The organism is Colwellia chukchiensis (genome assembly GCF_002104455.1).
GTDB lineage: Bacteria > Pseudomonadota > Gammaproteobacteria > Enterobacterales > Alteromonadaceae > Cognaticolwellia > Cognaticolwellia chukchiensis.
This window is the reverse complement of the sequence record NZ_NBOC01000002.1, coordinates 128611-143273: the sequence shown is the minus strand read 5'-3', so window position 1 is coordinate 143273 and position 14663 is coordinate 128611. Positions and strand designations below refer to the sequence as shown.

Annotated in this window: 12 protein-coding genes; 1 reads left to right on the top strand and 11 read right to left on the bottom strand. The window is 43.1% G+C overall.

Annotated elements, in window-relative coordinates; genetic code table 11:
- The first annotated feature begins 91 nt into the window (after positions 1 to 91).
- Entirely contained in the window at positions 92 to 1429 is a 1338-nt protein-coding gene (gene xseA, locus B6K83_RS04165) for an exodeoxyribonuclease VII large subunit (RefSeq protein WP_085283547.1), read from the top strand.
- Here the strand turns inward: xseA and B6K83_RS04160 are convergent.
- The 11 genes from B6K83_RS04160 to B6K83_RS04110 form a co-directional block, all read right to left on the bottom strand.
- On the bottom strand, positions 1426 to 2109 hold the full coding sequence (locus tag B6K83_RS04160; protein ID WP_085283545.1) for a PilZ domain-containing protein: 684 nt from the start codon (positions 2107 to 2109) through the stop codon (positions 1426 to 1428). The genes xseA and B6K83_RS04160 overlap by 4 nt on opposite strands.
- Positions 2110 to 2260: 151 nt before the next feature.
- The gene (der, locus tag B6K83_RS04155) at positions 2261 to 3745 is read right to left on the bottom strand and encodes a ribosome biogenesis GTPase Der (RefSeq protein WP_085283543.1); all 1485 of its coding nucleotides are present in this window, start codon (positions 3743 to 3745) and stop codon (positions 2261 to 2263) included.
- A 156-nt stretch (positions 3746 to 3901) separates the two neighbouring features.
- A complete protein-coding gene (gene bamB / locus B6K83_RS04150) occupies positions 3902 to 5110 on the bottom strand; it encodes an outer membrane protein assembly factor BamB (RefSeq protein WP_085283541.1) in 1209 nt (402 codons plus the stop codon).
- Positions 5111 to 5124: 14 nt separating this feature from the next.
- Positions 5125 to 5763: a YfgM family protein gene (locus tag B6K83_RS04145; RefSeq protein WP_085283539.1), complete on the bottom strand. Its 639-nt coding sequence runs from the start codon at positions 5761 to 5763 to the stop codon at positions 5125 to 5127.
- Between the two features lie 9 nt (positions 5764 to 5772).
- The gene (gene hisS / locus B6K83_RS04140; protein WP_085283537.1) at positions 5773 to 7047 is read right to left on the bottom strand and encodes a histidine--tRNA ligase; all 1275 of its coding nucleotides are present in this window, start codon (positions 7045 to 7047) and stop codon (positions 5773 to 5775) included.
- A gap of 143 nt (positions 7048 to 7190) precedes the next feature.
- Complete coding sequence (ispG, locus tag B6K83_RS04135; RefSeq protein ID WP_085283535.1) at positions 7191 to 8309, bottom strand: flavodoxin-dependent (E)-4-hydroxy-3-methylbut-2-enyl-diphosphate synthase; 1119 nt, start codon at positions 8307 to 8309, stop codon at positions 7191 to 7193.
- Positions 8310 to 8356: 47 nt separating this feature from the next.
- The gene (locus tag B6K83_RS04130; RefSeq protein WP_085283533.1) at positions 8357 to 9295 is read right to left on the bottom strand and encodes a RodZ domain-containing protein; all 939 of its coding nucleotides are present in this window, start codon (positions 9293 to 9295) and stop codon (positions 8357 to 8359) included.
- A 12-nt stretch (positions 9296 to 9307) separates the two neighbouring features.
- Positions 9308 to 10585 carry a type IV pilus biogenesis/stability protein PilW gene (gene pilW, locus B6K83_RS04125; protein WP_085283531.1) on the bottom strand — a complete coding sequence of 426 codons (1278 nt, stop codon included), beginning with the start codon at positions 10583 to 10585 and terminating at the stop codon, positions 9308 to 9310.
- Between the two features lie 43 nt (positions 10586 to 10628).
- Positions 10629 to 11771: a bifunctional tRNA (adenosine(37)-C2)-methyltransferase TrmG/ribosomal RNA large subunit methyltransferase RlmN gene (locus B6K83_RS04120; RefSeq protein ID WP_085283529.1), complete on the bottom strand. Its 1143-nt coding sequence runs from the start codon at positions 11769 to 11771 to the stop codon at positions 10629 to 10631.
- A gap of 257 nt (positions 11772 to 12028) precedes the next feature.
- Positions 12029 to 12460: a nucleoside-diphosphate kinase gene (gene ndk, locus B6K83_RS04115; RefSeq protein WP_085283527.1), complete on the bottom strand. Its 432-nt coding sequence runs from the start codon at positions 12458 to 12460 to the stop codon at positions 12029 to 12031.
- 375 nt (positions 12461 to 12835) lie between these two features.
- The gene (locus B6K83_RS04110) at positions 12836 to 14530 is read right to left on the bottom strand and encodes an NAD-dependent malic enzyme (protein ID WP_085283525.1); all 1695 of its coding nucleotides are present in this window, start codon (positions 14528 to 14530) and stop codon (positions 12836 to 12838) included.
- Positions 14531 to 14663: the final 133 nt, after the last annotated feature.

Sequence of the window (14663 nt, the reverse complement as noted above, 5' to 3'; positions counted from 1 at the left end):
AATAAACTGTCGATAGTATTTAAAACAAATATATAATGCCTGATACTTAGCCCCGCCATGACATCTTAATGACAGAGAAAGTAACGCATTCATGACTCAACAGCATATTTTACAAGTCAGTGAGCTGACAAAAAAAGTTCGCTTTATTTTAGAAAGTGAACTCAGCACCGTCTGGTTATGTGGTGAAATTTCAAACTTTATTGCCGCAAGCTCAGGTCATTGGTATTTGTCGTTAAAAGATGAAAAATCGCAAGTACGTTGCGCCATGTTTAAAGGAAATAACCGTCGCGTCCGTATTAAGCCTGCAAACGGTCAGCAAGTACTGGTGCGCGCGAAAGTGTCACTATACGAGCCGCGCGGCGACTTTCAACTGATTATCGAGCATATGGAGCCCGCGGGTGAGGGCTTATTGCGTCAACAGTATGAAATGCTAAAGGAAAAGTTACAGCGCGAAGGTTTATTCGCGCTTCATCATAAGCAAACAATCGCAAAATCGATACAAACCGTCGGCATAGTCACCTCACCTACTGGCGCGGCGGTTAAAGATATCATTACCGTTTTAAAGCGGCGCAACCCCCTGATAAAAATCATTATTTACCCAACGTTAGTGCAAGGTGAACAGGCAAAACAGGATATTGCTGCAGCGATTGCTATTGCCAACCAACGCCAGGAAGTTGATGTATTACTTATTGGTCGTGGCGGCGGTTCACTTGAAGACTTGTGGGCATTTAATGAAGAAGTTGTGGTCCGAGCTATTTTTCAATCACGCCTACCAACAATCAGCGCTGTAGGGCATGAAATAGATACCACCTTGGCCGATTTTGTTGCCGACTTAAGAGCAGCTACGCCATCAGCAGCAGCAGAAATCGTGGCCGCCGATATTGATGAGCGTATTGCCACCATGTTTGAGTTAATTAAACGCGGACAGCGCGCCCTAGCTCAACAACTGATACAAGCCAGGCAAGCGCTTGCGGCGCTCAGCCATAGGTTAGGTCAAGTACACCCAGAGCAACAATTACAGAGCAAACAGCAACGAGCGGATGAACTTAACATACGTTTACAAAGCGTTATTAGCAACCGACTAAAACAGGCGCAGCAGCAACCGCAATATCTTCAACAAAGATTATTGCAGGCTTCACCTGTAAACTTGCTCAACCAAGGCAACCAGCAAGCGATACAATTACATCAGCAATTACTTAAAGCCCAGCAAAACATCTTAGTGGCTAAAGCAGATAGGTTTGCACAACAATGTCAACAATTGCATATGGTTAGCCCATTAGCGACCATTGCTCGCGGCTACAGTATAGCGCGCGATGAACAAGGAAAGGTGCTCAAAAGTATCAAAGAAATTAGCCACCAAGATAAGGTGAGCATAGAAGTGAGTGATGGCATTATCAATACCAAAGTGACCGCCATTACCCCCTCTTAGTGAGGCGTGACAACCGCTTGTTGCAATACTTTTGTTACTTCACTTTTGCTAGCATCAGCAAATTTCATACCCAACATAACGCCTTCGGCTTGCGTTCGATTGTTACAAATTATCGCTTGTAACTTAAGGTTTTTTAAGCCTTGAAAGTCTTCAATAATTATCTCTACCGCTTGTTCGCCAGTTAGTGTTAACTTTTCGCCATTGCTCACCAATAACTGGCACCCTGTTTCAGAGATATTGGCGATCACTGCACTCCAATGCTCATCTTTAATTTTAAGTTTTGCTTTAATATGGGTTTCAATACGCATCGCCGAGCGTAAATTTTGCAAGCTAACCTCGCGCGGAAACTCAAGCACAATCAAGCGAGAAGGCAGCTGAACCGTTTGTTTGACATGTGAAATAAAGGCCACCACCGCACCTTCATGCCCTTCAATTAAGCCGCGAACTGTAACCCCCATACCTTGGGTAATATATTGAGCGAAATTGCCAAGTTTTGAGCTATCTGGGTATTGTACTAAGACATAATTTTTGGGCAAATAACCGACAAACTTTGAACGAAACTTGCCACGTTGACCCGCTGGAGTCGACATATCTAATGTGATTGTAGCGCCAGGTGGTAACAAAGCTAAGTTACGGTTTAAGCGAGATACCGTGTCCATTTTTACTGAATTATCAACCATAACATCCTAATATTTACGCTAAAATCATCTAACAGCAAACAAGCTACCCTACTTTAAGTTAGCGAAAGATGCGCTTGAATGCAAACGGATATAGCGCTATTTTTATTCTAAATCATCAAGGTCAAGCATATTCGCTCGTAGGCCATTGACGCTAACTGGATTCGTCTTTTTTATAACCTTGCGTGGCTCGTGCTAATTTTTTTTGCTCTGTGTAAGTCAGCTTTTTCTTGCCGGCAAATGGGTTAGCGGTTTCTCTAAACTCTATACGGATCGGCGTGCCCATAATTTTTAATGACTTGCGATAATAGTTCATCAAGTAACGCTTATATGAAATGGGGAGTTTTTTCGCTAAATTTCCATGAATCACTATCAGTGGTGGATTATAGCCACCCGCATGCGCGTACTTTAATTTTATACGGCGACCTTGGTGCATAGGTGGCTGGTGATCAAATACCGCCATATCTAATATTTTTGTCACCATAGCCGTCGAGATGCGCTTAGTGGCAGAAACAAACGCTTCTTCGACTGACTCATATAAATGCCCCACCCCTGTGCCATGCAAGGCTGAGATAAAGTGAATACGGGCAAAGTCAATAAAGCCGAGTCGTCTGTCTATTTCTGACTTGATGCGTTCTTTAACGTGCTCGTCTAAACCATCCCATTTATTTACCGCTAATACCAGTGAGCGCCCCGCGTCGAGAATAAAACCCAGTAAGCTTAAGTCTTGTTCACTAAGCCCTTCTTGCGCATCAACAACTAATAAACATACATTGGCATCTTCGATAGCACGCAGGGTTTTTATCACCGAGTACTTTTCAACGATATCAGTCACATTTTTACGACGGCGTATGCCTGCTGTATCAATTAAGGTATAGGGTCGACCGTTATGCTCCATGGGAATATAAACGCTATCGCGAGTTGTGCCAGGCATGTCATAAACGACTACCCTATCTTCACCAAGAATACGGTTGGTTAACGTTGACTTGCCGACATTAGGTTTACCTATAATCGCTAATTTAATGGTGTCAGTTTCATGTGCCGCTGTATCAATCGCACTTTCATCTGAGCTAGCGTCATCATGGCTTACTAAAGACTCACTGGCAAATTCATCATTGTCTAAGCTGCTAGTTTGGCCAAGCGCTTCAATATGCGGCGTCAGTGCTAACGTTAGTAGCTGGGTAACACCACGGCCATGAGCCGCTGCAATTTGATGTACCACATCGCCTAAACCAAGAGAATAAAAGTCAGCAACAGCAGAGTCAGCGTCTATGCCATCTACTTTATTTGCCACTAAAAACACTTTTTTATCTTGTTTGCGTAAGTGATTGGCAATGCCTTGATCAGCGGACGTTAACCCTGCTCTTGCATCAACCATAAATAATACTGCATCAGCTTCATCTATTGCGATTAGCGACTGTTCGGCCATTAACGCATCTATACCTTTTTCATCTCCTTCAATACCACCGGTATCAATGACAATAAAGGGATGCGTTTCCACCTCAGCTTTACCGTATTGGCGATCACGCGTCAAACCTGGGTAATCGGCAACGAGTGCATCGCGACTACGGGTTAATCGATTAAATAGTGTTGATTTACCGACATTGGGTCGACCAACAAGTGCTACTACTGGCAGCATGTTCACCTCAAATTTCTCTTACAGCGTAATACAACCCAAAGTTATATACGTTTAAATAATCAACAACGGCCCCAGTGCATTTTACACTGGAGCCGTTTATCATTTTAGTCTAATTCGCTCATTAACCCAGATTTTATTAAGCCAAACTCAGTTCGCTTATTCTGGAATAATAATCGCTTCTAAGTCACCATCTCGCGACTGACTATACACTACACCGTTGGCAACCACTGGCGTGGTGTAAATACCACTACTATCAACTTGATGACGTGCAACAATTTCACCACTTGCTTGGTCTAACCAATGCAAATATCCTTCAAAGTCACCAACTACAATATAATTATCCATCACTGCGGGCCCAGTAACACCTCGATTTGTCAGTGCAAGCTGGCTCCAAAGTTCTAAACCGTTGTTACGATCAATGGCATAAACATGCCCTTTAACATCCGTTAAAAACAAGCTATTACCACCGATAGCAAGTTCACGATATGACGAGTATTGACGTTGCCATAACACCCGACCTGAACGTAATTCCACCGCAGATAAGTTTCCGCGTGACGACACAGTATAAACGACTTCACCGTAAATTAATGGCGTTGCATCGACATCGATCACTCGCTCTAACTCAGTTGAGCCAGTCGCTTCACCAATATCAACTGTCCAGCCTTGACGCCCTTGCTCAAGCAGATATACCGATAAAGAGCCATCGGCAGCGCCAACAATAACACCACCTCCAGCAATAACTGGCGCACTGATGCCACGCAAGGAAAGCGGCGGAACATCTTGCTCGATTTGCCAATCATCTTGCCCATTGGAAGCATTAAATGCTTTCATAAGGCCAGAAACTGTATTAACAACTAGCTTGCCTGAGTCTAGCGCTGGCGCAGCAATTACTTCACCTTTAACTTTACCACGCCAAGCTAATTGCCCATTTTCTGCATCTAGGGCTATCACATCGCCGTTTTCACTGCCCATAAACACTTTATTGATGCCAGCAACAAGGCCACCACTAATTAATGCCGATTCTTTATCGGCAAAAAAGCCACGCTTGTTATCCAGATCGCTTAAGTCTGTATACCAAACTCGCTTACCTGTACTTTCATCGAACGCATAAGCTTCGCCGTCTCGACTGACACTAAAGACTTTGGCATAGGCTATCGCCGGTTGTAAGCGTGAGAAATAGTCACCAACGCCATCACCAACACTGGCATCCCATTTTACCTTGGGGGTAAAAACTGCGTTAATATCAGTTAAAGGAGCAACTTTTAAATCTTCGTCTTCATCGTCAGTCGAAGAACAGGCTGAAATACCTACTGCTAGCAAACAAATAGCCAAGAGCTTTTTGTTAAAGCGTTTACTCGTAAACATGCTTATACCACTCTCTAATTGCTTAAATTAACGGCTTGAGCTAAGTCATCTAATTTCATTTGTAATGCTGGATTAGCACCATCGGTCGCCGCATCAATAGCTGCTTGATAGGCATTTCGCGCAAGCTCTGTTTTGCCTTGCTTGGTGTATATATCACCCTTAATCTCTTCGACACTGGCATCAAATGAGGCAGGGAGTTTAGTTGCCAACGTCGCAAGCGCTTGCTCATAAGCCGCCAATTGCAGCTGAACGCGCGCCAAGCGCACTGTGGCAATGGCTTTCATGCCATCATCAACCGACTCCGCAATAGCAGTAGTTAAGTAGCCTTGCGCTTGTGCCCAATCTTGATTTTCAGCAGCCGTTTTCGCTAACGCCATCGCGGTTAGCATGGCATAACTTGATGCTTTATGTTCAGCCATAAACGCTTCGCCAGCGCTGGTAAATGTGGCGCTGTCTTGACCGGCAATTTCCAGCATGTTTTGGTATGCTTCCGACGCATTTAGCTCTTGTTGTAATTTATGATCTTTATAATAATTTAGGCCAATAAAGCCGCCTAAACCAATGACTAAACCGGCAATAATTGCATTACCATTGTCTTGCCAAAACTTTTTAATTGCTTCGACTTGTTGTTCTTCTGTTTGATGTATATCCAAAACTAACCCTTAACCTAAGTTTGATAAAAGACTCGGCACTTGCGCAAGTGGCAGACTTTCTTGTTCTTGTTGTCCACGCAAATACTTTACCGTCACTGTTTGTTGAGCAATTTCATCTTCACCGAGAATCAATGCTATTTTTGCACCCGATTTATCCGCGCGTTTCATTTGCTTTTTCATGTTACCGCCACCGCAATGGCATTGTAAGCGAATATCTGGCACTAGATCGCGCCATTGTTCTGCTAAGTTGTTGGCAATAATTTCTACATCACTGCCAAGCATAATGACATAGGCGTCTACTTGAGCTCGTATCTGTTCGGCTTTATGTAAGCTCGTTAGCATCAAGACTAAACGCTCAATACCTAAGGCAAAACCAATTCCTGGTGTTGCTTTGCCGCCAAGTTGCGCCACTAAGCCGTCATATCGGCCACCGGCACAAACCGTGCCCTGAGCACCTAAACTCGACGTTACCCATTCAAAAACGGTACGGTTGTAATAATCTAAACCCCGTACTAGCCGATCGTTAATTACATATTTGATGCCGGCCGCATCCAAGCGTTGACAGACCGAAGCAAAATGCGCCCGTGATTCTTCAGCAAAATAATCTGCTAATTTAGGTGCATCCGCCAAAGCTGCTTGCACATCTGGATTTTTACTATCTAAAACTCTTAGTGGGTTGGTATGCATCCGACGCTTACTGTCTTCATCTAATAAGTCAGCTTTGGCAGTTAAAAATTCCACTAAGGCATCTCGATAAGCCGCTCGCTCTTCATTCGAGCCTAACGAATTCAGTTCAAGTGTGACAAATTCATTGATGCCAAGTTCCCGCCAAAGTCGTGCACTTAGCATAATAATTTCGGCATCTATGTCGGGTGTCGCAATACCAAAGGCTTCAAGGCCAAATTGATGAAATTGACGGTAGCGACCTTTTTGCGGCCGCTCATGGCGAAACATAGGCCCCATATACCATAAACGCTGCTCTTGGTTATACAGCAAACCATGCTGTATACCGGCGCGTACACAACTTGCTGTTCCTTCAGGTCGCAGTGTTAGACTGTCGCCATTGCGATCGTCAAAAGTGTACATTTCTTTTTCAACAATATCAGTGACTTCACCAATTGAACGTTTAAAAAGCGCGGTTGGCTCAACAATCGGCATCCGTATTTCGCCAAAGCCATAATTGCTAGCAACACGGCGTAATGTGGCTTCGACCATTTGCCAAATGCCGGTTTCTGTTGGTAAACAGTCGTTCATACCTCTAATTGCTTGAATTGCTTTGCTCACGTATTCAGTTCTCGCTAGTGTGTAATATGAAATAATTTTTTATGGCTTACTTTGCACTTATTTTTACGCGCTTGGCCGCGCATTATAGGCAGTTTGCATTGAAACGTAAATAACACCATAACTTGCTTAATATTTGCCTGAAACTAATCTAGCTCTCGAATGGCAATTTTATTGGCAGCATCTAGCATTTTAGCCTTGGCACGGATACGCTGTTCGAGTTGATCAACTAAGTTATTATTATCAAAGCGCTCCTTTTGACGAATACCATCGAGGTAAAAACCACTCTTTTTGCTACTACCGGTTAAACCCAGATCTGACACTGTCGCCTCACCTGGCCCGTTAACGATACAACCGATAATAGAAACATCCATCGGGGTCATAATATCTTCAATGCGCTCTTCCAAGGCGTTCACCGTAGCAATGACATCAAACTCCTGTCTTGAACAGCTTGGGCAAGCTATTAAGTTTATTCCGCGGCTACGCAGCTTTAAGGACTTTAAAATATCGAACCCAACTTTGACTTCTTCAATCGGATTCGCAGCTAATGAAACGCGTAGGGTATCACCTATACCTTCCGCTAATAACAAACCTAACCCTACCGATGACTTTACTGAGCCCGAACGCAGGCCACCGGCTTCAGTGATCCCTAAATGTAGTGGGTTATCGATTTGCTGTGCTAATAAACGATAAGCACCAACGGCCAAAAATACGTCAGAGGCTTTAACACTGACTTTAAACTCATGAAAATTTAATCGGTCAAGAATATCAACATGGCGCATAGCTGACTCTAACAGCGCTTCTGGCGTAGGTTCATGATATTTTTCTTGTATGTCTTTTTCTAGAGAGCCGCCATTAACACCAATACGAATCGGAATATTTTTATCTCGTGCGCACTCTACCACAGCTCGAACTCTATCTTCCCGGCCAATATTGCCTGGGTTAATACGCAAACAATCAACGCCATATTCCGCCACTTTAAGCGCGATTCGGTAATCAAAATGAATATCAGCGACTAAGGGAACATTGGTTTGCCGTTTGATTTCCCGAAACGCTTCTGCCGCATCCATGGTGGGCACGCTGACTCTAACAATATCAGCACCAACCGCTTCTAAAGCTTTAATTTGTGCAACCGTTGCTGCAACATCTGTGGTTAAGGTATTGGTCATTGATTGCACGCTAATGGGCGCATCGCCACCAACGGCAACATTACCCACCATAATTTGGCGAGACTTGCGGCGAATAATCGGAGATTCTTTAAACATAATAAAAGTTCAATACTGTTACGTTAATTAAATGGAATGTTACCGTATTAAGGCGTTAATGGTAATGAGAATTTAGCAATATTTCCGGCGCTAAACATACTGGTGTCAACCGTTACATCATTGTACGCTATTTTTACTAATTCCGGCTTACCCAAAGTAATACTAAAAGGCGGCTGGCCAGAAATGCGCATAATATAGCCGGACTTTTTCACTCCCCAAGCAATGCGCTCACCAGTTGCGTCATAAATATTTACCCAGCAGTCGCCAGCAAAGGTAAAAACCAAATCGTCTTGCGTATCATGCACCTTAGTTTGTTGCGTTTGGGCAATAGGCTCTGGCAGCACTGTGCTTGGTTGGTCATCAGTAGTTGAGACGAGTGTTAGCTGCTCATCATTAGCTGGCTTAAGCGCGTTTTCGCTTTCATCTGTTACCACGGGTTGCGGCTTGGTTAATAAGGGTAAACTGGCCTCACTTGCACCACTTTGCTTAGCGGCTAAGACTTCATTAACCGGTGCGACAGTCTCACTTAGCTGAGCATTGCTGGCAATAGGCTCTGGCTGCACGGAAGGAGTTTGTAGCCACCAAACCACAGTTGCGGCAATAAAAATTGCTAATATCAGGTAGGTAACCCACATCAGCATATTGTGCTCTGCTTGTTTTTCTGTGCCCTTAGAAAAACTTTGCATTTTGCTACTTTGCTTTTGACTCATATCGAGTTGTTCGTAGCTATGTAAAACACTTTGATGACAAATATTAACCAACTTCGCGTAGTTTTTGAGATAGCCACGATTAAAGGTTTCTGGCAAACCAAAATTAAACTTATTGGCTTCGATATTCTGTACAAAACTAGTGCTAAGGTTTAACTTCTCAGCAACCTGTTGTTGGCTTAAGCCATGCGCCTCTCGGGCTTGGCTAAGCATGGTGCCTGGGTTTGGCAATTCTGCTTGTTGTTCTTGGTGGTTCAATGTGTTCTGCTCTTGCTTCATCAAGCGTTTCTCTTAGCGTTTTGCTGCTGACTTAGGATCAGCAAGATAAAGTACGTCGCCAATTTTTAGGGTAAAAGGAGGACGAATTTTATTCCAACGCTTTAAACTTTTCATAACAATGTTGTACTGTTTAGATATTGCAAATAAGCTGTCGCCTTTTTTCACCACATGAATCGGCAATGATACCGTCGCCGTATTTTGCTGTGGTGTTGCTGTTTGTTGCTCTTCTTTAGCTGGTAGCGCTATTTTTTCACGCTTATGTTCAACCGGTTTTACTAATTGTTCATCAGCCGCTTGGTTTTGCCGCCTGTTATCGGCTGTTACGGCTGGTGGCATAACTGAGTTTGCCATAATAGGCTTTAACCCATGCTGACTTAGGTTAGCATTAGCTTTATTGTCGTTTGATTTTGGCGACAATACCACGATGCGCTTTTTCGCCTTGGCGTTATCAGTGCCTGATTGCAATGCTTGGTATTGCGCTGCTAGTTTGTCTGCTTCTATTTGATAAAGTTCATTTAAAATGTATTGTTTCGCCAATATTGAATTAGGGAACATTTTAACCAGCATATTAGCGTAGTTTTTAGCGGTTACCTTATTGCCCTGTTTAGCAAATATTTTAAATGCCAACGCCAGAGCTTCATCACTAAAACGTCGTGTAGATTTCTCATAGCGATACAAGTAAGTTTGCGCTAGCTTATAGTCACCTTTAGCGTACTGCAAACGCATCATCTGTAATAATGAACTGGCACGGTTTGGACTATGGGCAATGGCTTTTTCGAGGTAAATCTCCGCCTTGGAAAATTGTGCGGCTTTTAATTGGCATAACGCCAAGTTTTCATAACTTTGCGCCACCAAAATATAGCTTGGTATCGCGATCGCCTGTAAAATTCTCTGCTCAGCAGCGGCATATTTTTCATGTCGACATAAAAACACACCGTAGTTATTTAGCGTATCTGCATCTTGATTATCAATACTTAGCGCATGCTCGTAGGCTTGCGTCGCTAGATCAGGCTCGCCAACGGTATCGTAATAATGCGCAAAGGCGGTGTATACTTGCACTAAGTTAGGTGCAAAGCGTTTCGCTTTTTCTAGGTTCAGTTTTGCCTGCTGGGTATTGCCCATTTTTAAATAACCTAGACCCAATGAAATCCTGGTCATGGCGATTTCATTTCTGCTTGCTTCGTTTTCAATTAACGGGGTGTCTTTGTCATTGCCATAGTTTTGCGTTACACAGGCAGTCAACGAACTTGCAACAAGCCATACGGTTAACAACGGTACTAATTTTTTCATAATATTAAGGCAGTCACTTAGTTATTATTGCTTTTTACTGTCATTAAACCATTTTTACTGAAATCGCCTCAGCTTTCACCTCTTTTTTTCCGGCTCGTTTAGTGCGATCAAGAACATCGCCGGCTAATTGTCCACAAGCAGCATCAATATCGTCACCACGGGTTCGGCGAGTGATCACGGTTAGGCCGTAGCTTTGCAATACTTTATCGAAGCGATCAATACGAGAGTTACTAGAACGTTTATAAGGCGAACCTGGGTATGGATTAAACGGGATCAGGTTAATTTTACTCGGTAAGTCTTTTAACGCGCGCGCTAATTCATGCGCTTGTTCTGTGCTGTCGTTAACATGATCAAGCATGACATACTCTATAGTTGCTTGTTTGTTGGCTTTAGAGCCCTCTATATATCGACCTGCCGCGGCTAAAAACTCTTCCAGTGGGTATTTTTTGTTAATAGGCACTAATTCATCGCGTAGTTCATTATTCGGCGCATGTACTGAAATCGCCAACGCGCAATCAATTTTTTCTTTTAACATATCTAACGCTGGCACAACGCCTGACGTACTGACGGTAACACGGCGCTTGGACAAGCCATAACCTAAGTCATTTAACATGGTATCTAAGGCTGGGATCAGGTTTTTCATGTTCAATAACGGCTCGCCCATGCCCATCATGACGATATTGGTAATGGGTCGTATGCCGGCAATGCGTGTTGCGCCAATATCATTGGCCACGCGCCATACTTGACCAATAATTTCTGCCATTGATAAGTTACGGTTAAAGCCTTGTTGCGCTGTTGAGCAGAAGGTGCATTCGAGCGCACAACCCACTTGCGATGAGACGCACAAAGTCGCGCGCCCGTTTTCTGGGATCCAAACGGTTTCAATTTCTTGGCCACCTTCTAAACGTAACGCATATTTTATCGTGCCATCGTTTGAGACTTGTTTCTCAGAAATTTCTGGTGCTTTGATTTCCGTTTCACGTTGTAGCTTTTCCCGTAACTTTTTATTTAAGTTGGTCATTAACTCAAAATCGTCATAACCAAAATGATACATCCACTTCATAATTTGATCGGCACGGAACGGCTTTTCGCCTATGGAGGCAAAATACTCGCGCATACCTTGATGATCCAAGTTGAGTAAGTTGATTTTTTTCTTCACTGGGGTTACTTCGGTTACGTTACTCATAATAAAAAAGCTTCTCAAAACGACAATACATACCAACTCAAATTGTACGCTTTTTGTGCAAAACAAACAATTTAATGGCGCTAAACTAAACAAAAATCAATGTTCTCAACTGTCTAGCGAAAGTTGAAAACCGTCATTTTTATCAAGTCTTAAAATAGAGAAAGGATTTTACCGATAATTCGGTAAAATCCTTCAAATTAATCTTTAACGGCGATTAGCTAAGCAATGATTTGCCGCTTAATCGACCCTAGTTAAAATTAACGAGTACGAGGGCAAATTTCTTCATCTGAGAAGAAGTAAGCAATTTCGCGTGCAGCTGACTCTAAAGCATCAGAACCATGTGCAGCATTTTCATCAATGCTATCAGCTAGGTCAGCACGAATGGTGCCCGCTAGCGCTTCAGCTGGGTTAGTTGCGCCCATGATTTCACGGTTTTTAAGTACGGCGTTTTCACCTTCTAAAACTTGTACCATGACTGGACCAGAAGTCATAAATTCAACTAAAGCACCAAAGAAAGGACGCTCGCTATGCTCAGCATAGAAACCTTCTGCTTTTTCTTTTGATAAATGGATCATTTTAGCAGCAACAATTTTTAAACCAGCAGTTTCAAAGCGGTTATAAATTTGACCAATTAAGTTTTTAGCCACTGCGTCAGGTTTTACGATAGAAAATGTACGTTCGATAGCCATGATAGCCCTCTCAATAAAATAGAATTAAAATACAGGATAAATTTTGGCGCGATTATAGACGAATTACGGACAAATGCCTAGGCTTATCATTAATTGTCTTAACGCTCATTACTCAGAGTCCTTTCAGCGAAATAGACGGCTATGGCCTGCATTTTTACTGTGCTAGCTTTGCTAAAGCGCGGCACTAGCTTGCAACCAAATCGATAGCGACTATTAAAACCTTGATAAAAAATTTAACATTACCGGCGGATGTCGAGGGTATTATTTATCTTAAAAGCTTTAACGCATCAGCGACGTAAAAACGCCTAGCTAACTGAGCGCTAGCTAGGCGTTAAATTGTTGCAAGCCATCGTTGGCGCATGCTGAACGCTACACTTAGATACTTATGCGGCGATATTGGCGATAGGCTGGCGTCCAAAAATTAGCGTTAATACGCTCTGTTAACTGGGCTTCAGAAAGTGGTAAAGCTAAGTTTTGTTCGAACGCTACTTTCGCCACCGCAAAGGCTATTTTTTTACTTAAGTCAGCTATTTCCACCAAAGGTGGCAACAGTTCACCAGTCGCTGAATTTGCTAACGGCGAAGCAAGCGCTAACATTTCGCTAGCTGCCATTAACATCTCATCAGTAATACGACTAATATTGGCTGATACCACCCCTAAACCAATCCCTGGGAAAACATAGCTGTTATTACATTGGGCAATTGGAAATACTTTACCTTTATATTCTACCGGCTTAAATGGACTACCTGTGGCAATAATAACCTCGCCTTCGGTCCAGTTAATCACTTGCTCTGGTGTTGCTTCAACCTGTCGACTTGGGTTGCTTAGTGGAAAAACTATCGGCAGCGAACAATGCTTTTTCATGGTTTTAATGACAGCTTCGGTGAACAAACCAGGGACACCGGACACGCCAATTAAAATAGTGGCTTTTGCATGCTCAACCACCTCGAGTAAAGAAGCATAATCACCGCTGATTTGCCATGACTGCAACGCAGCTTTTTTCTGAATTAGCTTAGACTGAAAATCACGTAAATTTGTCATACCTTCAGTAAGTAAACCAAATTGATCCACCATAAAGACTTGGCTTCTTGCTTGTTGTTCAGTGATGCCTTCGCTGACCATATGGGAAATGATTTGCTCGGCAATGCCACAGCCCGCCGAGCCAGCACCAACAAACACCACACGTTGTGCCGATAACTTAGCATTTTTGGTACGACAAGCCGCTAATAGCGTGCCCACGGTTACAGATGCTGTGCCTTGAATATCATCATTAAAACAACAAATTTCATCGCGATAACGATTTAACAGCGGGGTGGCATTAGGTTGCGCAAAGTCTTCAAACTGCAATAAAACTTGCGGCCAACGACGCTTAACCGCGCTAATAAACATGGCTAAAAATTCATCATATTGCGCTTGTTCAATGCGCGGATGACGACAGCCCATATACATGGGATCGTTTAACAGTTTTTCATTATTGGTCCCGACATCTAGCATCACGGGTAAGGTATAGGCGGGGCTAATACCACCACAGGCGGTATAAAGTGACAACTTACCAATGGGGATGCCCATGCCGCCAATGCCTTGGTCGCCTAAACCTAAAATACGCTCACCGTCGGTTACCACTATCACTTTCACTTTGTTCTTTGTGGCATTGCGCAAAATATCATCTAGCTGATGACGTTGATCATAAGAGACAAATAAACCACGCGAGCTGCGATAGATATCAGAAAACTGCTCACAGGCATCACCAACGGTTGGGGTATAAATAATCGGCATCATTTCCGCTAAATGTGCCTGTACTAACTTAAAAAATAAGGTTTCATTATTATCATGGATGGCGCGCAAATAAATATGCTTATTTAAATTCGTTTCAAAACTACTATATTGCATATATGCTCGCTCAACCTGCTCGTCTATGGTTTCAAAACGTGGCGGCAATAAGCCCGTCAAGTTGAAGTGAGAACGCTCTTCTTCAGTAAAAGCACTACCTTTGTTCAACAATGGCGTTTCAAGTAAGCTAGGCCCTGCATAGGGGATATATAGGGGACGTTGATTATTTTCAGGTGTCATAGTGGCCGTATGCTCTTTAAATTTGAATTGGTTGGAGAAAACTCATCACAGGAGTAATCAGCCATTATAGTCAAATGCACACTTTTGAAAAGCGCTAAACGCTAATCTCGCACTTTTGATTGTATATTGTCTA